The organism is Pseudovibrio sp. Alg231-02 (assembly GCF_900143565.1).
Taxonomy (GTDB): domain Bacteria; phylum Pseudomonadota; class Alphaproteobacteria; order Rhizobiales; family Stappiaceae; genus Pseudovibrio.
Map to the genome: position 1 here is coordinate 413,818 of NZ_FREX01000004.1, position 23,329 is coordinate 437,146.

Annotated in this window: 20 protein-coding genes; 11 read left to right on the forward strand and 9 right to left on the reverse strand. The window is 53.5% G+C overall.

Annotated elements, in window-relative coordinates:
- Nucleotides 1–219: 219 nt before the first annotated feature.
- The 3 genes from DHN43_RS14185 to DHN43_RS14195 all read right to left on the reverse strand — a co-directional run bounded on the left by DHN43_RS14185 (nucleotide 220) and on the right by DHN43_RS14195 (nucleotide 2,369).
- Nucleotides 220–531, reverse strand: coding sequence for a hypothetical protein (locus DHN43_RS14185; RefSeq protein WP_063288007.1), 312 nt, complete (start codon nucleotides 529–531; stop codon nucleotides 220–222).
- Between the two features lie 246 nt (nucleotides 532–777).
- Nucleotides 778–1,992, reverse strand: coding sequence for an HlyD family secretion protein (locus DHN43_RS14190; protein WP_057463644.1), 1,215 nt, complete (start codon nucleotides 1,990–1,992; stop codon nucleotides 778–780).
- On the reverse strand, nucleotides 1,989–2,369 hold the full coding sequence (locus DHN43_RS14195) for a hypothetical protein (protein ID WP_152986716.1): 381 nt from the start codon (nucleotides 2,367–2,369) through the stop codon (nucleotides 1,989–1,991). The genes DHN43_RS14190 and DHN43_RS14195 overlap by 4 nt, the downstream gene beginning before the upstream one ends.
- Nucleotides 2,370–2,562: 193 nt before the next feature.
- On the opposite strand from DHN43_RS14195, the gene DHN43_RS14200 reads away from it, so the two are divergent.
- Complete coding sequence (locus tag DHN43_RS14200; protein WP_208980549.1) at nucleotides 2,563–3,570, forward strand: helix-turn-helix domain-containing protein; 1,008 nt, start codon at nucleotides 2,563–2,565, stop codon at nucleotides 3,568–3,570.
- A 27-nt stretch (nucleotides 3,571–3,597) separates the two neighbouring features.
- Here DHN43_RS14200 and DHN43_RS14205 read toward each other — a convergent pair whose 3' ends face one another.
- On the reverse strand, nucleotides 3,598–4,491 hold the full coding sequence (locus tag DHN43_RS14205; RefSeq protein ID WP_108819015.1) for a LysR family transcriptional regulator: 894 nt from the start codon (nucleotides 4,489–4,491) through the stop codon (nucleotides 3,598–3,600).
- Nucleotides 4,492–4,629: 138 nt separating this feature from the next.
- Between DHN43_RS14205 and DHN43_RS14210 the strand changes: the two genes are divergently transcribed.
- The 3 genes from DHN43_RS14210 to DHN43_RS14220 all read left to right on the forward strand — a co-directional run bounded on the left by DHN43_RS14210 (nucleotide 4,630) and on the right by DHN43_RS14220 (nucleotide 7,607).
- Complete coding sequence (locus DHN43_RS14210) at nucleotides 4,630–5,385, forward strand: hydrolase (protein ID WP_108819016.1); 756 nt, start codon at nucleotides 4,630–4,632, stop codon at nucleotides 5,383–5,385.
- Nucleotides 5,386–5,454: 69 nt separating this feature from the next.
- On the forward strand, nucleotides 5,455–6,090 hold the full coding sequence (locus DHN43_RS14215) for a glutathione S-transferase family protein (RefSeq protein WP_108819017.1): 636 nt from the start codon (nucleotides 5,455–5,457) through the stop codon (nucleotides 6,088–6,090).
- A gap of 113 nt (nucleotides 6,091–6,203) precedes the next feature.
- On the forward strand, nucleotides 6,204–7,607 hold the full coding sequence (locus tag DHN43_RS14220) for an MATE family efflux transporter (protein ID WP_108819018.1): 1,404 nt from the start codon (nucleotides 6,204–6,206) through the stop codon (nucleotides 7,605–7,607).
- Nucleotides 7,608–7,774: 167 nt separating this feature from the next.
- Here DHN43_RS14220 and DHN43_RS14225 read toward each other — a convergent pair whose 3' ends face one another.
- The 4 genes from DHN43_RS14225 to fucU form a co-directional block, all read right to left on the reverse strand.
- Nucleotides 7,775–8,719 carry an ABC transporter substrate-binding protein gene (locus tag DHN43_RS14225; RefSeq protein WP_108819019.1) on the reverse strand — a complete coding sequence of 315 codons (945 nt, stop codon included), beginning with the start codon at nucleotides 8,717–8,719 and terminating at the stop codon, nucleotides 7,775–7,777.
- A 112-nt stretch (nucleotides 8,720–8,831) separates the two neighbouring features.
- On the reverse strand, nucleotides 8,832–9,842 hold the full coding sequence (locus DHN43_RS14230) for an ABC transporter permease (protein WP_063288001.1): 1,011 nt from the start codon (nucleotides 9,840–9,842) through the stop codon (nucleotides 8,832–8,834).
- Nucleotides 9,839–11,365 carry a sugar ABC transporter ATP-binding protein gene (locus DHN43_RS14235; RefSeq protein ID WP_108819020.1) on the reverse strand — a complete coding sequence of 509 codons (1,527 nt, stop codon included), beginning with the start codon at nucleotides 11,363–11,365 and terminating at the stop codon, nucleotides 9,839–9,841. Before DHN43_RS14235 ends, DHN43_RS14230 begins: the two co-directional genes overlap by 4 nt.
- 217 nt (nucleotides 11,366–11,582) lie before the next feature.
- Complete coding sequence (gene fucU / locus DHN43_RS14240; RefSeq protein WP_108819021.1) at nucleotides 11,583–12,002, reverse strand: L-fucose mutarotase; 420 nt, start codon at nucleotides 12,000–12,002, stop codon at nucleotides 11,583–11,585.
- 487 nt (nucleotides 12,003–12,489) lie between these two features.
- On the opposite strand from fucU, the gene DHN43_RS14245 reads away from it, so the two are divergent.
- Nucleotides 12,490–12,780, forward strand: coding sequence for a DUF1330 domain-containing protein (locus tag DHN43_RS14245; RefSeq protein ID WP_063302728.1), 291 nt, complete (start codon nucleotides 12,490–12,492; stop codon nucleotides 12,778–12,780).
- 75 nt (nucleotides 12,781–12,855) lie between these two features.
- On the opposite strand, the gene DHN43_RS14250 is transcribed toward DHN43_RS14245, so the two are convergent.
- Entirely contained in the window at nucleotides 12,856–13,500 is a 645-nt protein-coding gene (locus tag DHN43_RS14250; protein ID WP_063288114.1) for a GntR family transcriptional regulator, read from the reverse strand.
- A gap of 547 nt (nucleotides 13,501–14,047) precedes the next feature.
- On the opposite strand from DHN43_RS14250, the gene DHN43_RS14255 reads away from it, so the two are divergent.
- From DHN43_RS14255 to DHN43_RS14285, 6 genes are all read left to right on the forward strand, one after another.
- Nucleotides 14,048–15,400 carry an FAD-dependent oxidoreductase gene (locus tag DHN43_RS14255; protein WP_108819022.1) on the forward strand — a complete coding sequence of 451 codons (1,353 nt, stop codon included), beginning with the start codon at nucleotides 14,048–14,050 and terminating at the stop codon, nucleotides 15,398–15,400.
- A 48-nt stretch (nucleotides 15,401–15,448) separates the two neighbouring features.
- A complete protein-coding gene (locus DHN43_RS14260) occupies nucleotides 15,449–16,573 on the forward strand; it encodes a mandelate racemase/muconate lactonizing enzyme family protein (protein ID WP_063287997.1) in 1,125 nt (374 codons plus the stop codon).
- A 15-nt stretch (nucleotides 16,574–16,588) separates the two neighbouring features.
- Nucleotides 16,589–18,145: a BCCT family transporter gene (locus DHN43_RS14265; protein WP_208981788.1), complete on the forward strand. Its 1,557-nt coding sequence runs from the start codon at nucleotides 16,589–16,591 to the stop codon at nucleotides 18,143–18,145.
- A gap of 54 nt (nucleotides 18,146–18,199) precedes the next feature.
- Nucleotides 18,200–19,360 carry a mandelate racemase/muconate lactonizing enzyme family protein gene (locus DHN43_RS14270; RefSeq protein WP_108819023.1) on the forward strand — a complete coding sequence of 387 codons (1,161 nt, stop codon included), beginning with the start codon at nucleotides 18,200–18,202 and terminating at the stop codon, nucleotides 19,358–19,360.
- 728 nt (nucleotides 19,361–20,088) lie between these two features.
- Nucleotides 20,089–21,681: a M10 family metallopeptidase C-terminal domain-containing protein gene (locus DHN43_RS14280; RefSeq protein WP_108819024.1), complete on the forward strand. Its 1,593-nt coding sequence runs from the start codon at nucleotides 20,089–20,091 to the stop codon at nucleotides 21,679–21,681.
- Between the two features lie 268 nt (nucleotides 21,682–21,949).
- On the forward strand, nucleotides 21,950–23,329 hold a 1,380-nt coding region (locus DHN43_RS14285; protein WP_108819025.1), incomplete at its 3' end, for a type I secretion system permease/ATPase.

Genomic DNA, 23,329 nt, shown 5'->3' on the forward strand with positions numbered 1-23,329 from the left:
TCCACCATCCCAGAGCTCCATAAACCCAATCACTCCAACCATACTAAAACCAGCAATTCCAAGGTGTCAAAGCAGGAATGTGAGAGAACCGATCACATATTACAAACGCAGAAGCCAGCTCCTCAAACAAAAAAAGGCCTCTCGCGATGAGAGGCCTTTTGTGGTTGGTCACCCATGATGCCAGGACGGTGGGACATCTGGGAGGGACGGTAGTCTCCCTTATGGATTTACAACCACATAAACTGTTTTTCCATCTTCGGTCGTGGCCTGATAATAAGTGCCGCCGCAGTTGTAGTAGCCATTGTATGGGGTACAGCCTGAGATGCTCTGGCGGCGGTTGACACGGCGGGATGTGCGACGGGCGGTCCGGCGAGCTGCATTGCGCTCTGCTGTCTGGGCATTTGCCTCACCGATTTTGAAGGAGATTGGTGAGATGGACTTGGTGCCAGGCTGCGAAGGTCTTGGGTTATAATCCACTGTGTAACCAACGGAGAGGGCAACTGCTGCGATTGTCAGGGCTTTGATAGACATTTTTCTTCTTCTTTTTATTGGTGGTCGTAAGGTTTTGCTTCGGCTTTCAGGGTTCTCGCCGATGGTCCTTACTGCTCTGACCACTGGGTTGCTTTGAAGAGAACGAGGTGCTCAGATTGCCAGTTAGGCTGCTCTCTTCGATGGTACTCCCGAGCGGAACCAGTCCGGATCCTTGAGTTCTTGATCGGATTACTTTCCGTCTTCGGGAGAAAACTGTTTTCTTTGGGTTTTCTAATCTGATCGCTCTTAGTGAGCGGATCCTGCAAGGCCAATTCCGATTGCAAGGCCAAGCCATGCTTTCACTCGAAGGCCTACTGCTTTGATGACGCCGAGGGCTGAGATTACGTGGGCCGTTACACCGCCTGACATGTCGCCTTTCAGGTCTGTTGTATAGGTCTGCACAACACATCCACTGCCTGGGACCAGATACTTCTGGTGTTCCGGGTAGACCAGATCGAGGTGAGCGACGACCTGACCACGTTTGGCGCGTTCTCCTGGTTCCATCAGCTTGCCGGATGGTGCCATCTGGCCGGAGGAGATTGACTTTTGAATGCGAGAGATCCGTGCTGGTAGAACCGTGTGGAACATCGCAATGTTAAAGTTACTTTCACAGGCGATCTCAGCTGCCATGCCTTCGTAAAGTTCAGTGCGGGAAACCTGAGAGAAACCAGCAACCACACGAGAACCTTCCTTTTGGGTTCGGTCCGGGATGATCACCATGGCCGGAGCCATTGCTGCCTGTGCTGCTCGGGCTCCAACATGCAGGGTCACTTGCTCAACAACACCATCAACCAGACTGTAAACCCGTGTCTTTTTCAGTTCTATTTCAGCCTGCTCAAGTGTGGACTGGGCACTTGCCAGTTGTGATGGAAGAGTAGAGTGCGCTTGCACTTTTGCAGCTTCCAGTTTTGCTTTCGCTGCTTTCACATCTGCCACACTAGTGTCTCGCTGCGAAATCGCACGTTCCAATCGGGCTCGCTGGAAGGCTGCAGAGTTTTTCATCTTAAGCTCTTCGTGGTCCGCCAATGTCATCTCAGCCTGATTCAGACCTGTTTTGGCTGCATCCAGCGCTGCATCTGCAGTTTCCACTTCCAGATGTGCGGTTTTGATAGCGCTTTTGATTTCGTCAATCTTGCGGTTTGCATGATCAACTTTGGCCTTTTCCATTGCACTTTCTGTACTGAACAGCGGGTCGCCAACTTTGACACGGTCGCCACCAGTGACGAAGACCTCCGTGACTGTTCCGCCGTTTTCGGCAACAACAGGAACCGTTTTGAAAGGCACGATGCCAGTGAACGACTTCGGGTAGTAATAGAACACCGCAAAGAAGACGGCGAGAGCCATAAACACCCATAAAACCAAGGCATAATGCACGTTGTAAAGAGTAATCGGCATGCCCTTCCAGCGCAGGTACCATACCCGCAGCACGAAAGGAAAAGAGGTGACAAGAAGCTCAATCATTTGTTTGCCTCCTGCATTTTAGGAGTCCACCACAGCATAAAATCGCGAGCGATCGCTGTAAGGATCAGGGAGGCCGGAAGCAAAATGCTGAAATGAGACAGGGCCGGCATAACTTCATAGGCAAGGGCTACAGTCAACATCACTGGCACTGTTGTGCGAAGCGGTGTTCCCTTTGCCTTGTGTTCCGCATAGCGGTCAAAGCGGGAATAAAGATGCACAATCAAAAGAAAGGCCAGAAAGAAAACAACAATACTGACAATGGAGTAACTGTCAGATTCTCCTGGTGGAACCCACCAGCGTGGTTCACCACCTGCCGCTGAGGCTTCGGTGGTTAATGCGCCAACTACCATGACGCTTGAAAGGATGATCGACTTCACGGTGAATGTCCTTTGCTTTGATTAGAAAGCTACCGTCCTAGGCAGCACCGTTTGTTGATGTTCGTAAATTAACGTATGAGCAAAGGACGTTCTTTAGAGTTCTGGCCATCGATTTTTGATTTCTGGACATTTGAGAGGCTAATCGACGCAAAAGAATGTTGAGGCGCCCCTCTCAGGCAGATTGGAAGTCAGCATGACACGCATAAGCGCCTACCGATTGCGCCATGCAGCGCAAGTATATGGGCGGGAGCCAAACGCGGCTCTCGGCTTTGACAAGATCCTGGAGGCTGTCGGTGTTTCAGTGGAAGAGCTGAGCAACGCAACAGCCAGAATAGATCTGCAACGAGAAGCCGCCGCGCTGGAAACAGCCTGCGAGGCATTGGAGGACCCAACCTTCGCGGCTCGCGCTGGCCTCGCATCACCGGGAGCGAAGACACTACTGGCGTATTTGGCTCAGGCCAGTGACAACATCGGACAGGTGTTTCGCTTCGCGCAAAAATACTACGCATTGGAAGACCCGGATCTTCGCTTTGATCTGGATGGCAGTGAAGCTGAGCCCACCATTTGCCTGAGCAGTGACATTCTCAGCGCGCATCAATTCCCAAGACATCGCGAGTTTCTGGTGTTTGGCTTGCTCAAGCGCACAGAGCAAATTGCAGGTGATGGCTTTGGAAAGATGTCCGTCATGTTGGAATGTGAGGACACAGAGCACTGCGCGCGTCTTTCTGAGTTGGCAGACTGCGAGGTTACAGGCGTTCAATCAATCAACGGCGTGAGGTTGCCCACTGGTGGGTTCGAGTTTCAGATCGCCACTTCCGACACAGCTTTGCGAGAGCATTTGCTGAAACATGGAGAGGAACGACTGAGCCAGTTGCCGCAAAACCGAACCGGCCTGTCTGCCAAAGTCATCAAACTGGTGCGCTCCCGCTTACCCGGCAGCCTGCCGAGCGGTGATGAGGTTGCCAAAGAACTCTGCATGACCCGCCGGACCCTGACGCGCAAACTCTCCGAGGAAGGCACCAACTTCAAGTCTCTGGTGGAATCTGCCCGTTGCGATCTGGCAAAGCGCTTGCTGGTGGGAACAGACAGCATCGCCCAGGTCGCCTTCCTGCTCGACTTCGCCGACCAAGCTGCCTTCTCCGTCGCCTTCAAACGCTGGACCGGCGCCACCCCCGCAGTATTCCGCAAGGCGAAGACGTAGAGAACATGAGCCTTTGCAAAACCTCCCCTACTTCGCCAGCAGGTCGGAGGTGCTTAGGAGGTCCATGAAGGTGCGGACGTTGAGGGAGAGTTGTTTGCTGCTGGGGTAGATGGCGTAAAGGCCTTGTGTTGGGGTAGTGTAGCCTGTCAGGATGTGTATCAGCGCTCCGGTTTGCAGAGCCTCCTCGGCTGCTCTTTCCGGAAGTAGGGCGACGCCAATTCCCAAAGCGGCAGCACTGGATGCCATGGAGATGCTTTGGGCAGCCAGCCTTGGTTTATGCCGTGCGAAAAATTCTGTGCCTTTGCCGTTCACCATGCGCCATGTGGTCTGCCCCAATGTGGCTCCGTGAACAATGGAAGGAAACTCTGCCAGATCCTCCAGCTTTTTCGGCTCTCCTAAAACCTCCAGAAGCTTTGGACTGGCGCAGAGAATGCGGTGGGTGGAGGACAGTTTGCGGGCTATCAACGATGAATCCTGCAACTCGCCGAAGCGTAGCGCCAGATCAATCCGCTCCTCAATCAGGTCTACATATTCATCGCTCAGCAACAACTCCACTCTGGTTTTGGGATAGCGGGCAAGATACGTCGCCACCACATCACCAAAGGCTCCCTCCCCAAATGCAGCCGGGGCCGCGATGCGCAAGATGCCTGAGGGCGTTGCCGTGCTTTCATCCACCAGCTGGGTTGCTGCGGAAAGCTCATCCACGCCGCGCTTGCACCGCTCATAAAAGGATCGCCCGATGTCCGTAAGGGTGACTTTGCGCGTTGTCCGGTGAAACAAGCGCACGCCGAGGCTTTCCTCCAGAATGCTGATCTTGCGACTGATGCTGCCTTTGGGTATGCCAATGACCTCTGCCCCACCGGAAAATGTACCCGCATCCGCGACAGCTACAAAGGCTGCGATTGCATTCAGATCAGCCATATCTGCCCCATCTCATTAACTCATATAGGAAACAGTAAAGCGCATTTAGTGCAGATTGTGCAACAATAAATTCTCACCTAATTTTCCCCTACAGCAAGTTCATCACACAAGAACAACTCAAACCACGAGGAACATCAGATGTTCTCAGCATTGAAGCCAGTGATCGCAGCCGTAGGGATTGCACTCTTTTCAACCAGTTTGCCGGCCCTTGCCGACGCACCAAAGATCAAGACCGTGAACGGTGTCGCGTCTTACCCGGAAGGGTATCAAGGCACTCCGGTTCGGGCAGCGGATGAAGATCCATTTCTGTCCCCCACAAACTCTGCACTCATCCTCATCGACTACCAACCGCCAATTCTGGCAGGGGTTAAGAACATTGATCATGAAACGCTGATCAACAACACAACCGGCCTCATCAAAACCGCCGTCATCTACGATATCCCGATCATCTTCAGCCACGTTGCCGTGGGGTTGAACGGGTATGACCCGATGATTGAAGAGCTGCAGAAGCTTGCTCCAAATGCCGTTTTTATTGACCGCACAAGCGTCAACGCCTGGGAAGAGCCAGAGTTTGTTGAAGCGGTGAAAGCAACCGGACGCAAAAAGCTCATCATGGGCGGTCTCTGGACGGATGTCTGCCTCGCCTATCCTGCAATTGAAGCAGAGGCAGCTGGCTATGATGTGTATGTGCCAGAAGACGCCGTCGGTTCCATCACCCAGCTCAGCCACGAAAACGGCATGCGCCGCATGATTGAAGCCGGCGTCGAGCCAATCACCTGGAACGTTGTTCCTGCTGAACTGCAGCGCGACCATGCCCGCACCGACAAGCTGCAAGCTGTCACCCGCGTCTTCATGGAGCACCTGTTCAAAGTGGATCCTGACCAGACCTGGTGACCAGCAATATTGGGGAGCAGAAGCTCCCCTACCAACCCAATCAAACCCATAGTTAAAGCGAGAGATCCCATGAAACTCTATTCAGCCCCTGGTACTTGCGCCACCGCCATGCACATCGCTCTTGAATGGATCGGCAAGCCTTATGAAGTCGAGCACGTCGATTTCCCGACCATGAAGTCTGAAGAGTATCTCAAACTAAACCCGTCTGGTGTTGTGCCAACACTGGTGGATGGTGACCTTGCTCTGCCAGAAGGTATGGCAATCCTCCTGCATCTGCTGGATCAGAACCCGCAAGCGAACATTGGACCAGCCGCAGGCACTGCAGACAGAGTGCATCTGCACCGTTGGCTTGCCTACCTTTCCGGCACGCTGCACCCGTATTTCTGGCCAGTGTTCATGCCAATGCGCTTCACCACAGATGCAAATGGCTATGACGACGTGAAAGCCGCTGCAAAGCAGCTGGTCGACAAAGCTCTGACGCAGATTGACCAGCATCTTGAAGGCCGGGACTGGATGGTTGGCGAGACAAAATCCGTTGCAGATGCCTTCCTCTACGCCATGGCAAGCTGGGCCTATGGGTTTAAAAAGCCAACATCTGAGTACAAGAACATCGACGCTCTGGTGCGCAAACTGGCCGCTGATCCCGCTGTTCAACAAGTTCACGCAGCACAAGGGACATCCCCAAAAGTCCCTGTTGCTGCCTGATGGCCCTCCAATAACGACATAGGGGCCGAAGCGCCCTCGGGTGGTGACAGTTTCTCCGCCCGGGGGCGTCTGATCCGACCTTGCATGCCATCCCAAAGCCAGTGAGAGACCCCATGAACACGCAGTCCAACCCCATGATGGAAGTACCCGTCAACACAATGCTTTTGCGCATGGCAGCCCCCATCAGCCTTGGCATGCTTTCCACCTTCCTGTTCCAGATCGTCGACAGCTATTTTGTCGGCAAGCTGGGGTCCAATGAACTGGCGGCTCTGGCGTTCTCCTCCAGTGCTTTCTTTCTGTTTGCCGCAGTGTTCATGGGGTTTTCAGTTGGCGTTTCCTCGGTCATCGCCAAGGCGGTCGGTTCCGGTGAACGCCAGAAGGCCAAAATGCTGACCATGGTGTCTCTGGCGCTTGTGGTCCTTGTCGCCGTTTCTCTCAGCTTTGCCGGGCGCGCGTTTGTTGGCCCGACGTTCTCCGCACTTGGTGCTTCAAAGGACATCCTTCCTTTGCTCGATGCATACATGGGCACGCTTTATCTGGGTCTCCCACTGCTGATGCTTGGCATTGTTGGCAGTGGCGCAGCGCGGGCTGTTGGCATCACCAAGCAAACGGAAGTGGTTTTTGGCATTTCCGGTGTGATCAATCTGGTCTTTGACTATCTGCTCATCTTCGGCATTGGCCCGTTTCCTGAGCTGGGTCTGGCAGGGGCGGCCTGGGCTACAGTGCTGTCCTTTGGCTTCATTTTTCTGGGTGTGATGTTCATCCTCACCCGGCAAAACCTGATTGGCTTGAGCAAACTTGACGGCGCGCTGTCTGGCCTTGCGGAAATTCTGAAGTTCTCTCTTTCAACAATCTCCATGCAGATGCTTGTGCCAACCACCGGCATTTTCACAACCTTCCTGCTGGCTGATTATGGGTCGCAGGCTGTTGCCGCCTTTGGGATTGTTGGCCGAATTGAATCCCTCGCCCTGATCGGCATCTTCGCCGTTTCCATGGCCGTCACCCCGTTCATTGCGCAAAACTTTGGGGCGAAGGAACATGAACGTATCGACCAGGCGGTCATCTTTGCAGGCAAAGCCTCGTTTTATCTCGGCATCCTTCTGTTCGCCATCCTCGCTCTGCTTGGCCCTTCCATCGCAACCATTTTCTCTGATGATCCAGCAGTCATCAATTTCGTGAGCATCTACTTCAAGATCGTTGCAGTCTCCTACGCATTTCAAGGTCTTGTCGCAGTCACCGTCGCCATCTTCAACGGCCTGCAGATGCCGCGCATTGCACTGAAGATTATGCTGGTGCGCACCTTCGTGCTGGTCTTCCCGTTGCTCTTCATAGGTTCAAAGCTTGGGCTCTGGTGGATCCTCGCAGGTCTTGCAGTCGGTAACATCCTCGCCGCCACCTATGCCGCATACCTGATGCGCCAGTCCGAACGAAAATGGAACCGCCCCACTGCAAAGGCAAAACCGTGGTTGGAGTTTGGGCAGGATCTGAGGAAGCTAATTTCAATTGCAAAGAGCTAAGACCAAAAAAGGCCTCTCGCGATGAGAGGCCTTTTGGTTTTTGTCTCAGATAACCGAGTAACGCTTAGAGCGTGTTGCGTTCATTTGCATTCACGCCTCACGCTCTAATTTCTTTACTTTCAGCGAATTCTTGTCGTTTGATTGAATTCAATCAAACGGAACGCGCTCTAGTCGTAGAGGACTGCTGCGATTTCTGGGTCGTCTATGTTGGAGGCGTCGTAGTAGTAGAAGCCGGTGTCGATGTTGGATGGGACATCTTTGCCCTGTGAGGCCATGACGGCGGCTTTGACGGTTTCATATCCGATGCCGACCGGGTTCTGGGTGATCGCGCCTGCCATCAGTCCGCTGCGGACGGCGTCTTTTTGGGCGCGGCCAGAATCGTAACCGATGATCACAACATCTTTGCTGCCCATTTCACGAACACCGTTGGCTACACCGATGGCAGAACCTTCGTTGGTGCCGAAGATGCCTTTGATGTCCGGATTCGCGGTCAGGATCGCTTTGGTCAGCTCGGTGGATTTGAGCTGGTCGCCGCCGCCATACTGAACGGTGACAACTTCAATCTCCGGATAGTTTTTCATCTGGTTGAGGAAGCCATCACGGCGGTCGATGCCGGTGCGGCTGGTCTGGTCATGGGCAACCACGGCCACCTTACCGCTTTTACCGATCAGCTCTGCCATTTTGTCAGCTGCGAGATTGGCTGCGGCCACGTTGTCGGTTGCGGCCAAAGCCACCGGAATTTCACTCTCTACGCCGCTGTCAAATGCGATGATCGGAATACCAGCGGACTGTGCCTGACGCAGCAGTGGAATAGCGGCCTGACTGTCCAGCGCGGCAAAGCCGATTGCTGCCGGGTTTTTCGCCAGCGCTGCGGCCAGCATGTCGATCTGGCGATCAACCATGGCTTCGCTGTCCGGGCCCTCAAAAGTGATTTCAACGTTCAGCTCAGCGGCTGCGTTATCTGCACCTGCCTTTACAGCCTGCCAAAACTGGTGCTGGAAGCCCTTGGAGATCAGCGGGATGTAAACCTTATCCGCTGCGAATGAAAGCGAGCTGGTTGCAAGCAATGTTGCTGAGGCCAAAGCCCCAATCAGAGTACGACGTGTAAACATAATATTTCCTCCCAATGAAATAATTCAGAGCGTGTTCCGCTGGATTGGATTCAATCAAACGATAAGAATTCGCTCCACTAAAGATGCTGGGACAAAAGCGCCCCAACCGCTTTTAAGCATGAGCTTTTTTCTTGCGGGCCATATCCGCATAGACGGCCAGAATGATGATCGCGCCTGTCACCACGGTCTGCCATTCCTGAGCAACAGAAAGCACACGCAGACCGTTGGTCAGCACCGCCATGATCAGTGCCCCGATCAGCGTTCCCATGATGGTGCCGCGACCACCGGCCAGAGACGTTCCGCCAATCACCACAGCAGCGATTGCTTCCAGCTCATAGCCAAGACCAAGGGCTGGCTGAGCGGAATTGAGGCGGGACGCGATGAGAATTCCCGCAATACCGCAGATCCCACCTGCAAGCGCGTAAATTCCCATTTTCCAGGCATCCGTGTTGACGCCGGACAGGCGCACGGATTCCTCGTTGGAGCCAAGTGCGAAGGTGTAGCGGCCCAGAACAGTTCTTCCCAGAACATAGGAAGCTGCAATCGCAACAAGGAACAGGATCAACACACCATTGGGGATCTGAAAGCCCGGAAAGACAGCACCGATCACGGAGCCGCGGGAAATGAGATCAAACCCCGGCGTGTCGTTGAAATAAATTGGGCGTGTGCCGGAGATGACGAGGGACAGGCCCTTCAAAATCAGCATCATGCCAAGCGTTGCGATGAAGGGTGGCACCTTCATTTTGGCAACGAATGTGCCGGAACACAGACCGCAGAGCGCACCAGCGCCAATGGCAGCGACAACGCCAAGCGGCAGGGGCAGGCCCCAGTATGTGAGCACCACTCCGGCGATCACCGCACAGAAGGTCATCATGGTGCCGATGGAAAGATCAATACCGCCGGTGATGATGATAAGCGTTGCTGCAATGGCCAGAACGCCGTTGACCGATGTCGCCTGCAAAATGGCGATCATGTTGGACATCTGCATGAAGTTTGGCGAGGCCAGACCAAAGCCGATAAGCAGCACAATCAAGCTGGCAAAGGCGAGCAGCTTCTGGTGTGCGCCGGAGCTCACAAAACGACCGATAAGGTTCTTTTGCGGGGTTAAGGTGGTGTCTGTCATTGAACTTCACTCACAATTTGCGCAGCTGGGTCGCGTTGTGTTGCAAGGCGCATAATGTCTTCTTGCGTTGTTGAACTGCCGCCCGGCAAAATGCCTGTCAGGCGGCCTTCGCACATCACCGCGATGCGATGGCTGAGGCGCATAACCTCTGGCAGTTCGGAGGAGATGACGATGATCGCGCAACCCTGCTCTGCCAGTGAGTTCAACAGCTTATAAATTTCGGATTTTGCCCCCACATCAATGCCGCGTGTGGGCTCATCAAAAATGAGGATGTCGCAGTCGCGCAGCAGCCACTTGGCGATGACCACCTTTTGCTGGTTGCCACCAGACAGGAACTGAAGCTCCTGCTTGTCAGAGGGCGTTCTGATTTCCAGCTGCTTGATGTACTTGGCGGCGACCTCTGCCATGCCAGCTTCATTCAGCACGCCAAGTCGATTGCAGAACTGGTCCAAACTGGCCATAGCCACATTGGCGCGCACATCCATACCTGTTGCCAGGCCGAAGTGCTTGCGGTCCTCTGACAGATAACCAATGCCAACCTGCACGGCGTCCGACGGGCTGTTGATTTTGCATTTGTGGCCATCCACCCAGACTTCACCTGAATCCAGCGGGTCTGCGCCAAAGATTGCACGGGCCACTTCTGTGCGCCCTGCCCCCATGAGCCCTGCAAAGCCGAGGATTTCGCCTTTCTTGAGCGCAAAGCTGACATCGCGGATTTCAGTTCCCCGGTTCAGGCTTTTCACTTCCAGAGCAACGTCTGCCGCTGAAAGATCCGGCACCTCAACGGCTTCCTCTTTCACCTCACGGCCAACCATCATGGAAATGATCTCGTTGACCGGCGTATCAGCGGCAGGAACGGTGCCTACATACTCGCCATCGCGCATGACGGTGACGCGATCGGAGATCTGTTTCAGCTCGTCCATCTTGTGGCTGATATAGATGATGCCTACACCTTCTGCTTTCAGACGACGGATGATGGTGAACAGTTCGGCGATTTCCTTATCGTTCAGCGCAGCGGTCGGCTCATCCATGATCAGCACCTGCGAGCGATAGGAGAGTGCCTTGGCGATCTCCACCATCTGCTGCTTGGCAATGGTCAGGTTGCCAACCAGCACGTCAGGCTGCAAATCCAGCGCCATGCTCTGAAAGATGTCGCGGGTCTTCTGGTTGAGCGCAGCCTCATCGAGACGTCCAAATCTCAGGCGCGGCTCGCGGCCAATGAAGATATTCTGCGCTGCTGTCAGATCATTCATCAGGCTGAGTTCCTGATGTATGATGCCTATTCCGAGGTCTTGCGCTTCTCGCGGCCCTTTTGGGTCAGCCACTGTACCGTTGATTTCAATCTTACCGCCGTCACGTGTGTAAACACCGGAAAGCACTTTCATCAAGGTGGATTTGCCTGCTCCGTTCTCTCCCATCAGGGCGTGAACTTCGCCGGCACGCAAGTCAAACTGCACATTCTTCAGGGCGTGCACACCCGGAAACGTCTTTTCAATACCCGTCATCCTGACGATGGTATTCATTTTTTTCTCCCCCCAATACTGGCCTGCAAACCTCAGTGAGAACGCACAGATCCCGACTGGTGCTGCGACTGCAGATCAGCAATATGAAATGGCTGAGACACCCGGTTGATACCTGACTGCGTGCAGCACTCCTCCCAGAGTTCTGCCGCAGCCCCCGTTGCCTCATTTGCACGCCTCCCCCAATCCGAACACCGGACCCACTTGGCGAGGAAGCGCTTTAGCTCTGGATCACGCCCTTCTTGATAATGACGTTGCCATACTTGCGTGTCGTGCCTGTCACCACAACGCAGGTGGCCTTCCTGGCTTTTTCATAGAACGCAAACCGCTCGACAAAGGTGATTTCAGCTCCTGCAGGCAGAGCGCTCTGGTAGTCGTCCACCAGTCCATCCGGCAGTTGGTCGCCTTCCACGGCGGCCATCATCATCACGTTTTCGGGGTCATACTGGTCCAGCTCCCAAAGCGGCATGACGGCTTTGAGCAGATCTGTCGCTTCGCACCCATCAGCACGCAGCACGGTGTCGCAAACGGAATAGGCCGGAAAATGCGCATCGCTGAACACGATCTCTTCTCCATGACCCATCTCGTGCAGGATCTTTAACAGGTCCGGGAAAATGATCGGGTTGATCCCTTTAAGCACTTAAGCCCCCACTCACACCATGTGCCCGCCACCACCGGGCGGGTCAAACAAACACCCAGACTTCCAGCAGGGTTGAAGAAAGCTCAGAAGTCCGCCGCGAATAAATGTACTATGAAGAACCAGAGAGGCTGTTCGCCTCGTGATTCCGTCTTCAGGCTGATGCCGTCGCATTCCGACAAACGCTCTCGGGGCCAGCCCTTTGGTTTCCCGGAAAAGGCAACATCAATCCATTGCTAATTCGTGTTAGCAAACTAGCAAAGCTCGCCGTTTAATCAAGAACAATTTTCTATTTTGCCGATTTTGAGCGCATTTTAAGAAACGGCCCTAGCGTCAGATTCACTTGAATTTTTGGTTGGTCAAAAGCCGGTAGTAACGCCTTCAGGCAAGCGCTCTATAATGCACGAACGACAATGATCTGGCTCCCGTGAGACCCAAAGATTATGGTCTACCACCGGTCAGAAACCTTTGATTCAGGAACAAAAAACAGATGCCAAAAGCCTATTGGATTGCCCGCGTCAATATCAAAAATCCTGATATCTATCGGTTCTATATCGAGGCCGCTCCAAGCGTTCTGCGAAAACACACTGGCCGCATCCTTGCGCGCGGCGAAAGGGCGGAGCAACTCGAGGGTCAAGAATACCATCGTCATGTCATCGTGGAGTTTGACAGCATGGAAGCCGCTTTGAACTGCTACAACTCCCCCGAATACCAGACCGCCCGCGAGTTTCGAATTGGCATCGCTGATGTGGAAACCGTGATCGTTGAAGGCGTGGACTAACCGCATATTGGCACGAAAAAACGGGTAGGTCTTGCGACTCACCCGTTCTCATTTCAATGCTCAGATTGCGTCTGCTCAGCCCGGTTTTGGGGCCTTGAAAGCAGATTCGGTCAAGTGCTCCAGCAGCAAGCCGGATTGCTTGACGGCTTCTTCCTCATTGCCCATGGCAACCGCGCGCATGATTGCTTCATGATGATACGAGCATAACAGGTTGTCGGATTTGTCTTTGTTGGCAAACCAGAACCGGCGTGACTGGCTCTGCACGCGAGCGAGGCTATGATGGAAGTATGGGTTGTTGGTCGCTTCCGTCACGATGCGGTGGATGTCCTGCAGATTGGACAGCAGCGACTTCTCATCCTCATCCTTCGCGCTTTGCACGATGAGTGACCCGAGCGCCAGCATCTCGCGGCGCTGGTCGGTTGAGGCGCGCATGGCCGCAAATCTCAGGCAGATCGGTTCAATTTGCTTGCGCACTTCCAGCAGCTGCAATTGCTGCTCTGCGGTGATGGAGAGGAATTGAACCCCTTTGCGCGGATGGATGGCCAGCATCTCATCCTGCTCCAGCGCCTGAAGCGCCTCACGAACGGGCGTTCGGCCCAGATCCAACAGAGAGGCGAGTTTGTTTTCAGAGTACAGAGCTGAAACATCAAGCTCGTTGAAAAACAACTTTCTCTCAATTTCCGTGCGCGCAAGCTCAGCCTGAGTTTTCTGGTGAGCCACGGTTACCCCCTGTTTTAAAAGCATTATTTCTGCGTCAGTTGTATCACAGTGTAGCACAGTGCATTCCCGATTTGCCAGCGGTCTCTTCTTTTCTTTTGCTGCTATGTCAGCCGATTGGATCTTGTTTGGCGGTTTTTCACTCGGCTGCCATATCAGTTCTGGACCCCTCCTAGATAATGTAACCTATCAGTCTTTCGCATTGTGTCATTCTGTCACGCAAAAACCACTTAGATTTCATGGGTTCTCTGCGCTTTGCGGATTTTAGATAAACTAAAAAAGCTAAAGTAATTAGGGTTTTATCATGAACTGATACTCTGAAATTTACCGAAACCCTCTGGCATGTCAGCACATCATTATTGGCATATCAGAAGCCAGTATTTAATGATATTTATCGATTTCTAAGGGTTATTACCATTGCTCTAGCCGCCATTTTTTGCTTTTAAGGTTGCTAATATGTCAGTTTTGAGGATATGTTTCCGAAAACTGTCCTCATGGACTCAGAACTAAAGCAAACAGCCATAAATTGTGGCATACAAGGTAAGCACCCATGAAAAACTGGAAAGAGACTGCCCTAGCAGAAACCGCATCTCCTGTTCTTGCTGAAGCAGATGTTGTTGTTTGCGGTGGTGGCCCATCTGGTGTTGCTGCGGCTGTTATGAGTGCCCGCAGCGGTTTGAAGACAATCCTCATCGAGAAAAACGGGTTTTGTGGCGGCGGTGCAGTTGCCGGCCTGTCAGGTACTATCTGCGGTCTGTTCCTCACCCAGGACGACATCGAAAACAAAGACGCCAAGCAAATTGTTTTCGGTTTTGCAGAAGAGTTTCGTGCTCGCCTGCTGGCCAAAGGCGGTGCAACCGCCCCACAAATCTACGGCAACACCCACGTGGTGACCTTTGATCCGCTGATCTGGCGCGAAGCTGCGGACGATCTGCTTGAGGAATCCGGCGTTCAGTGCCTCTACCACACCTACATGACCGAGGTGGTCCGCGATGGCGATGAGATCACCGCGATCCGTGTAGACTCCAAGGCAGGCAGCACTTTCCTCAAAGCAAAAGCATTCATCGACACGTCAGGAGATGCGGCTCTCGTGACGAAAGCGGGGTGTGAGTACAGCTTCGGCGATAAGGGTGCCATTCAGAACCCGACCATGATCTTCCGTCTGTCAGACGTGGTGGAAAGCGATTTCTACGATTACTTCGGCAAGAACACCATCTGCCCGCCTGACATGATCGAACAGCTGAAAACAGCTTTCGAGAGCAGAGAGTACGACACACCCCGCAACAAAGTCTGGGTGTTCCCAACCCCGCAGAAGGGCGTGTTCCTGATGAACTGCACCCGTCTGGCAGGTCAGGACAACCGGCTGTTGAACGTGGTGAACCCTGCTGACTTCACATACGCGGAAGTCTATGGCCGTCGTCAGGCGCGCGAGTACCACCGCTTCTTCAAGGACAAGATCAAAGGCTTTGAAGAGTCCCAGCTGATTGACATGCCACCGGAAGTGGGCATTCGCCAGACACGGACCATCAGCGGCGAAACCACCCTGACAAACGAGCATGTTGCAAACTGCGACAAGCCTGAGGACGGCGTGGTCCGCTCCTCCTGGCCGATTGAGATGCACGCCGGTGAGAAGAGCAAACTGCACTGGCTGATGGAAGATTACTATGAGGTTCCATACGGCACGCTGGTGCCGAAGGAGCTGGACAACGTGATTGTCGCGGGACGGTGCCTGAGCGCCGAACACGAAGCGCTCGCTTCTGCCCGCGTTACTGCCCAGTGCTTTGAGCTGGGACATGCGGCGGCTGTGGCGACAAAACAGAAAATCGACAAAGCGATCAATTACAGGGATGTCGACACAAAAGAGCTGCGCGAGGCGATGCGTGCGGCTGGCAGCGCTCTGTAAAAAGTCGGGCAATAAGGAAGGTGCCTCAAGGCACACTGGGAGTTAAAAATGGAAGACTGCAGAATTAGCCGGGTCGAGCTTTATGCTTTGGCTGATGAGAATGCGCCCCCTATTCCCTGGGCGGATAATCAGGAACCTCTGCTGTACACCAACAACATTGTACGCCTGTTCACCGAGGATGGAACCGAGGGTCTTGGCGCAACTATGAGCTACACAGAGAACTTCTTTGATCGGTGCATCATTGAATCTCTGCGTACCATCGTTCCCGGTCTCATCGGCAAAAATCCGCTGATGACTCAGGAACTCAACAACTGGCTTGGAGCACGCTGCACCTGGGGTGGACTGCCAGCGAAGTCTCCAATCGACATTGCAGCATGGGACATTAAGGCCAAAAAGGCCGGAATGCCGCTTTACATGTTGCTTGGCGGCGCCCGGACCAAAATCAAGTCCTACGCCTCCACGCCAATGTTCGACACTGTAGAGGAATACTTCCCTTACATTGACGACTGCATTGCGCACGGCTTCACAGCAATCAAACTGCACTGCTACTGCATCTATGAAAAGGATGTGGCGCTGGTGGAAGCTGTGCAGGCCAAATACGGCTCTACCGGCATCCGTTTCATGCTGGACACAGCGACGTTCTACACACCCGCACAAGCCATGAAGATGGCCAAGTGGATGGAACGTCATGACTGGGAATGGCTTGAAGCGCCAGTTTCCGACTACGACTACAAGACCTATCAGCGCCTTGTCGCCAATACGGATCTTGAAATTTCCAGTCATGGCAACTGCCTGCTCACATTGCAGGAAGTTACGCACGCGCTGAGCACTGGGATGTGGTCAGACGTGCGTCAGGACGCAACTGTTTGCGGCGGCATTACTCAGCTGAACAAATGCTTCGCGATCGCGGCCGGCCACAGCAAAAACCTGGAAATCCAGAGCATGGGATACACCCTGACACAGGCTGCCAACCTGCATGTCGCTCTGGCTCACGACAACTGCAATTACTTCGAGCAGTTCTACCCTTACGAGGCGTTTGAACTGGCAAGTAAAACCCAAATCCGCACAGACAAAGAGGGATATGTGCACGCGCCGGCGGGCAACGGGCTCGGCGTGGAAATGGATTGGGACGCAGTGAAGGAAGCATCTTTCGCTTCTTTCGTCTTCGAATAATAAATGGGGGCATCCATGGCTAAACTACAACTGGATAAGACGAACTTCTTCGTCGGGGGCATTGCGGTACTCCTACCGACAATGGGCATTCTGGCAGCGGACATTGCTGCACCGGGCTCCGGTAAAGAAGTTATCTCTTCTTTGAAGAGCTATCTGACAAACGAATTTGGCGCGTTCTACATGTGGGCAGCGATCTTGTCGCTGATCTTCTGTCTGAGCGTTTCCTTCAGCAAGTACGGCAACATCGTACTTGGTGAGGCGGATGAAAAGCCTGAATACAACACGATCTCCTGGGTCGCGATGATCTTCAGTGCAGGCATCGGCGCCGGCATCCTCTGGGGTGGCGCCAGCGAGTGGATCTACTACATGTCCACACCGCCACTGGGTCTTGAGCCAGGCACAGAGCTGGCCAAAGAATGGGCCATCACCACGGGCATGTTCCACTGGGGTCCTAGTGCCTGGGCACTCTACTCCGTGTGTTCCATCACCATCGGCTATTACTATTATGTCCGCAAAGACCCGGTTCTGAAAGTTTCAGAATCCTGTAAGGGCGTTTTGGGTACACGTGCAAAAGGCCCTCTGGGCAACGTGGTCGATATCTTCATCATGATCGGTCTGGTGACTGCAAGTGCGACCAGCCTTGGTCTGGGCACACCGGTTGTTGCCGCTGGCTTCTCTAAAGTGCTTGGCATTGAGCACGGCACCTCCATGAACCTTGCAGCTCTTGCAATCGTGGTTGCGCTGTTTGCTGCAAGCTCCGCGCTTGGCCTGAAAAAAGGCATGGCGAAGCTGTCCAACTTCAACATCTTCCTGGCGGTTGGCCTGCTGATCTTCGTGCTGTTCTTCGGCGGCTACTTCCTGACCACCATCAAGTCCTTCACCACTTCTGTTGGTGCGCTTGTGACAAACTTCGTCCGTCTGAGCACCTACATGGAGCCATACGCAGAGAACTCCACCTTTGTGTCTGACTGGACAATCTTCTACTGGGCATGGTGGGTTTCCTACGGTCCGTTCCAGGGTCTCTTCTTCGCGAAGATCTCCCGTGGCCGTACGATCCGTGAGATGGTTCTGGGCACCCTGTTGTTCGGCTCTCTGGGCACTGCAGTGTTCTTCGCAATCTTCGGCAACTACGGCATTGGCCTTCTGGACGCAGGCATCTTTGATGCACCTGCAGCACTGGCAGCTGGTCAGAGCTCCTTCACCGTGATCATCGACATGTTTGCGAATCTGCCACTGGGCACTCTGTTCATCATTGGCCTGTGCGTTTCTGCAATCGTGTTTATGGCAACCACCTTTGATGCGGCATCCTTCTCTCTTGCAGCGATGACCACCAAAGAGCTGCCAGATGGTGCGGATCCAGCACTTTGGAACCGCCTTGTCTGGGCTCTGTTCCTGGGCATCATCCCAGTGGTGATCAACCTGATCGGCGGCGACCTGGGCACCATCCAGATCTCAACGGTTGTTGGCGGATTGCTTATGGTCATCATCCTCGGCATTGTTGCAGTCTCGTTCCTCAGAGAACTGCACCGCGACATTGCCAACGGTGTCGAACTTCCAATGCGCAAAAAATAATAAAGCACATGAGGGCGCCAGCAAAAACTGGCGCCTTTCTCTTAGGAGCACATCATGTCACTGGCACTTAACCCAGCAGTCGCACCCATCAAGTCCGTCGAGTTTATTCCGGTCAATTACAAAGCCAGCAACTGGAGTCAGAACACGGTTGTCGTCAAGGTTACAGACGAAAACGGTGTCTACGGCCTCGGCGAAGCTGACGGATCTCCGGACGCAATTCTCGCTTATTCCAATATTGAAACTGAACATAAATGGCTGACGAACCTGACCGAAAGAGTCATTGGCCGTCTGCCGATCGAAATCAACGCCATCTGGGACTCCATGTATGACGCCACGCAGTGGCAGGGCATGCGCGGACTGGGCATGTTCGCCCTCTCCGGCATCGACATGGCGCTTTATGACCTTGCGGGCAAACAGCTTGGCGTGCCAGCCTATCAACTGCTTGGCGGCACCAACAAAGACAAAGTCCATCCGTATCTGACACTGTATCCAGCCATTCCGGTGGATGCGTCTTTGGACGTTGCCATCAAAGGCTACGCCCCACTGCTTGAAAAAGCCAAGGCACACAACATCCGCGCGGTGAAAGTGTGCGTGCCGATCAAAGCAGACTGGAGCATCAAAGACGTCGGCTATTACCTGCGCGAACTGCGCGGTATATTGGGCCACGACACCGATATGATGGTGGACTACCTCTACCGCTTCACAGACTGGTATGACGTTGCCCGCCTGCTCAACTCCATTGAGGATCTGGAGCTGTATTTCGCAGAAGCGACGCTGCAGCACGATGACCTGAGTGGCCACGCCAAACTGGTAGAAAACACCCGCTCCCGCATTTGCGGTGCGGAAATGAGCACCACCCGCTTTGAAGCAGAAGAATGGATCACCAAAGGCAAGGTGCATCTGCTGCAGTCTGACTATAACCGTTGCGGCGGCCTGACAGAGCTGCGCCGGATCACCGAGATGGCGACCGCGCACAACGTGCAGGTGATGCCGCACAACTGGAAGACTGGCATCACCTCGGCAGCAGCGATCCATTATCAGTTCGCAGTCGGCAACGCGCCTTACTTTGAGTATGTGCATCCGGACTTCTGTGATGGGGAGCTGCGCAAGTATCTGGTGACGCCAGAAGCCGAGTTAGTGGATGGTGGCTTTGAAAAGCCAACCGCTCCAGGCTACGGAATCGACCTGAACCAGCAATTTATGGCAAGCCTGTGATCACGTTCGTCAGTCTGCACCCCTCCGCAGGCTGAAGATACGCACAGGAACGTTCTCCGCCCCGCCTCCATCTCGCTTTCCAGCCTCGCGTATCTGCAAAGCGTACCCAGGGGCGGAGAATCTCCTCCTGAGCCATTCAGGAAAATATTTCCCCTGGGTAGAGACGTACCCTGCCCACAACTCACCCTGGTCAAGCCCCATTGACCGGGGTGTTTTATGAGCTCACTTCAGCATACACACTTCCCTATACGTCAACTTGCCGGATTAGCCCCGTTAATTTGATAAAACGTTCCACCAAAACCACGCATTTTCACGTATATACAGGCATCTCGCCATCAATCTCACAGTTTCGTGAATTGATAAATTCTTCGAATCAACAAATATAATTAAGTATTAAACATCTCTTTATTAGAATAGATCAGAGGAAAAACATACTACAATTATTTGATCAACTGGTCAGTTTTTAGAATTATTTATCAGCAGGCAAACTTATTTTATCCAAATATATTAATATTTTGAATTGATATATTTGAAAGATTCAGATGTTTTATACCTAAAATAATATATTTTGCATTCTATTCACACATCGAGAGTTCGTCAATGATTCAACCAGTAGATGTGTTAATACTACTTTCTTCTGTGAATCCAAAGATCATTTATATTGCCTTTCAGTGCATCCCTCATACGTTTAGATGGTTTACTACTACTATTACTCTAGGGGAGATAATATGTTTAGAGATAATCACGTTGAAGAGGCAAGAGTTATTGAAGGGGGTGACGCGCCATATAGCACGACGACCCCATACTCTATTTCATCGGGTGACACTTTTGAGGGAACGCTGAGTTTTTCTGGCGATAAAGACGCAATTAAACTCGAGGTACAGGCCGGAGTAACTTACACAATTTCAATGGAAGGCATCGGAAGTGGGGGCGTTTCCGATACATACCTGTACCTTTACGATTCCAACACAAACGAAATCGCGACAGACGATGATGGCGGCAGCGGACGTAACTCCGAAATCACCTTCACCGCAACATCCAGCGGCACCTATTACATTGGCGCTGCATCCTACAATGATCGCTACACCGGTGACTACAGACTCTCCGTTGACGCAGACGGCGGACCAACTGACCCACCAACCGATCCAAACGCGTTCACCAACGACCAGATTGCAAGCCAGCTGACCGATGGGTACTGGAACAACTCAGGTCGTGGTCGTCGTGCGTTTGACGTGAGCCCGGGTGAGTCTCTCACCGTCAACCTCAATGGTCTGAACTCTTCTGGCCGTGAGCTTGCAACCAAAGCTCTGGAAGCCTGGACAAAAGTCACCGGTATCGACTTCCAGACTGTCAACTCCGGCGCTCAGATCACATTTGACGACAACGACAGCGGCGCTTACGCGAACTCTACCACACGCGGCAGCACTATCGTTTCTTCAACCGTGAATGTGAGCACTGACTGGGTTGCGCGTTATGGCACCGGCCTGGACGGTTATGCTTTCCAGACCTACGTGCACGAAATCGGTCACGCACTCGGTCTGGGTCATGCTGGCAATTACAACGGCAGCGCGACTTACGGCGTGGACAACCACTACTCCAACGATTCCTGGCAGGGCACAATCATGTCCTACTTTGATCAGGTGGAGAACACCAGCGTGGACGCAAGCCGTGCCTACGTCGTCACGCCAATGATTGCAGACATCCTTGCCATGCAGGACCTGTACGGCACAGCAACCGACCTGCGCACTGGGTCTACCGTTTACGGTGAAAACTCCACCGCTGGCGGTTACTATGACGACATTGCAGACCTGAACCCGGCCACGTTCACCATTATGGACAATGGCGGCAACGACAGCATCAACTTCAGTTCTGTCCGTGCTGACCAGAAAATCTCTTTGGTGGCAGAGACTTACTCTGACGTGAACGGTCTGACCGGCAACATGACCATCATGCGTGATACCGTGATCGAGAATGCTTATTCTGGTTCAGGTAATGATGAGCTGATTGGGAACGATGCCGACAACGGTCTCTATGCCAATGCTGGTAACGATACCCTCGAAGGAGGTCTCGGTGACGACACCCTTTCCGGCGGTTCAGGTCGTGATACCTTCGTGTTCAACATCAACTGCGGCGCAGACACGATCGTTGACTTCTCCAATGGCCTTGACTTCATGAGATTCGAAAGCGGTGCAGACAGCTTTGCAGACCTTACGATTCAAGACACTGGTGCAGACACACTCGTCAGCTACGACGGTGGTTCCATCACCCTTTCAGGTGTTGATTCCAGCCTCATCAATGCAGACGATTTCACGTTTGTATAAGAGGTAGAAAAATGTGCAACCTGCCGCAATGGCAGGTTGCATAATTATTTAATCAAATCATAAGTTTGCGGTATTTCCCTCATTTTCAATGCATGAGCAAAATTAAGTGTCTTACCCCTTTCAAATAGTGTGCGATTTACATACTATGGAAACCACAATTTTTGTTGGGGCATAATCACGAGTTTTGTAGCGTAACAGGCGTCCTATCGTTCGTTGGGAGGACGTGCCGCGCACTGAAGTTTGGGGCCAGGTGGTTTCGGGAGTATCTATGAGTACATCGAAGAGTGGGCAGCCAAAGCGCCCTATGGTGGCTGAGGCGTTTGCGGCGTCTCGGTCCGGGTATGCGGGTGTTGGGGTCTTGAGTCTGGTCATCAACCTGTTGATGCTGACGGGTCCGATGTTCATGCTGCAGATCTATGATCGCGTGCTCGCCAGCCACAGCGTGCCAACACTGGTGATCATCGCCAGCTTCGCCGGTATCCTTTATCTGTTCTTCGCCCTGCTGGAAGGCATCCGTGCCCGTGGCCTGTCGCGTATTTCTCAGGAAATTGACGCCCGCCTGTCGCGCACCGCGTTCCTTGCCAATCTGCGCGTGCCACTGCGCATGGGCAACAGCGGTAAAAACGTGGACCCGATCCGCGATCTGGAAACCATGCGCCAGTTCTGGGGTGGTCAGGGTCCAGCCGCGCTCTTTGATATTCCATGGATGCCGATCTATCTGGGTCTGGTGTTCGTGCTGCATTTCTGGCTCGGCATGCTGGCACTGGCTGGCGCGGTCATCATCCTCTCCCTCGTTCTTGCCAACGAGTTTATGAGCCGCGATCCCTCCAGGGAGCTGGCCTCACAAAACGCACAGCGCAGCAACACCCGCTCCGGCGCCCGCCGCAATGCGGAAGTGGTGCGTGCCCTTGGCATGAGCTCCACACTCACCAACAAGTGGGATGAAACCAACGCCCGCTTTTATGATGCCCAGACCAAGGCAGGCGACCGCGCCTCTCTGTTCGCCACTGCTATCAAAGCCTTCCGCTTTCTGCTCGGTTCTGCCGTTCTCGCCGTGGGTGCATGGCTTGCGATCCTTCAGGAAGTCTCTCCTGGCGTTATGATTGCAGCTTCCATCATCACCTCCCGTGCTTTGTCTCCTGTGGAGCAGGCTGTTGGCCAGTGGCGCGTGTTCATCGCAGCCCGTCAGGCCCGCGCCCGTTTGGAAAAATCACTGGAAGGTCTGGATGAGACCCCGCCAGAAACCGAACTGCCGCTGCCAAGCAAGACCCTCAATGTACAGCAGATCGCAACAGCGCCTCCCGGTGCTCGCGCAGTCACACTGGCTGGTGTCAACTTTGAGCTTAAAGCAGGCGATGGTATGGGCATTATCGGCCCGTCCGGATCCGGTAAAACCAGTCTGGTCCGTGCGCTTGTGGGCGTTTGGCCAATCTTGCGCGGTGCCGTTCGTCTGGATGGCGCTGAGCTGGGCCAGTGGTCAGAAGATCGTCTGGGCACAGCAGTTGGCTACCTGCCGCAGGATGTGGAACTGTTTGACGGCACCATTGCCGAAAACATCTCCCGCTTTGCGCCAGAACGCGATGACGAGAAGATTTTGGAAGCCGCCCAGCTTGCCAACGTGCATGAGCTGGTCACCAGTCTGGCTGAC

What these genes read in the sequence shown, in the direction of transcription:
- DHN43_RS14185 (WP_063288007.1), bottom strand. Translation starts at nt 531, where the DNA reads ATGTCTATCAAAGCCCTGACAATCGCAGCAGTTGCCCTCTCCGTTGGT.
- DHN43_RS14190 (WP_057463644.1), bottom strand. Translation starts at nt 1,992, where the DNA reads ATGATTGAGCTTCTTGTCACCTCTTTTCCTTTCGTGCTGCGGGTATGG.
- DHN43_RS14200 (WP_208980549.1), top strand. Translation starts at nt 2,563, where the DNA reads ATGACACGCATAAGCGCCTACCGATTGCGCCATGCAGCGCAAGTATAT.
- DHN43_RS14205 (WP_108819015.1), bottom strand. Translation starts at nt 4,491, where the DNA reads ATGGCTGATCTGAATGCAATCGCAGCCTTTGTAGCTGTCGCGGATGCG.
- DHN43_RS14210 (WP_108819016.1), top strand. Translation starts at nt 4,630, where the DNA reads ATGTTCTCAGCATTGAAGCCAGTGATCGCAGCCGTAGGGATTGCACTC.
- DHN43_RS14215 (WP_108819017.1), top strand. Translation starts at nt 5,455, where the DNA reads ATGAAACTCTATTCAGCCCCTGGTACTTGCGCCACCGCCATGCACATC.
- DHN43_RS14220 (WP_108819018.1), top strand. Translation starts at nt 6,204, where the DNA reads ATGAACACGCAGTCCAACCCCATGATGGAAGTACCCGTCAACACAATG.
- DHN43_RS14225 (WP_108819019.1), bottom strand. Translation starts at nt 8,719, where the DNA reads ATGTTTACACGTCGTACTCTGATTGGGGCTTTGGCCTCAGCAACATTG.
- DHN43_RS14230 (WP_063288001.1), bottom strand. Translation starts at nt 9,842, where the DNA reads ATGACAGACACCACCTTAACCCCGCAAAAGAACCTTATCGGTCGTTTT.
- DHN43_RS14235 (WP_108819020.1), bottom strand. Translation starts at nt 11,365, where the DNA reads ATGAATACCATCGTCAGGATGACGGGTATTGAAAAGACGTTTCCGGGT.
- DHN43_RS14245 (WP_063302728.1), top strand. Translation starts at nt 12,490, where the DNA reads ATGCCAAAAGCCTATTGGATTGCCCGCGTCAATATCAAAAATCCTGAT.
- DHN43_RS14255 (WP_108819022.1), top strand. Translation starts at nt 14,048, where the DNA reads ATGAAAAACTGGAAAGAGACTGCCCTAGCAGAAACCGCATCTCCTGTT.
- DHN43_RS14260 (WP_063287997.1), top strand. Translation starts at nt 15,449, where the DNA reads ATGGAAGACTGCAGAATTAGCCGGGTCGAGCTTTATGCTTTGGCTGAT.
- DHN43_RS14265 (WP_208981788.1), top strand. Translation starts at nt 16,589, where the DNA reads ATGGCTAAACTACAACTGGATAAGACGAACTTCTTCGTCGGGGGCATT.
- DHN43_RS14270 (WP_108819023.1), top strand. Translation starts at nt 18,200, where the DNA reads ATGTCACTGGCACTTAACCCAGCAGTCGCACCCATCAAGTCCGTCGAG.
- DHN43_RS14280 (WP_108819024.1), top strand. Translation starts at nt 20,089, where the DNA reads ATGTTTAGAGATAATCACGTTGAAGAGGCAAGAGTTATTGAAGGGGGT.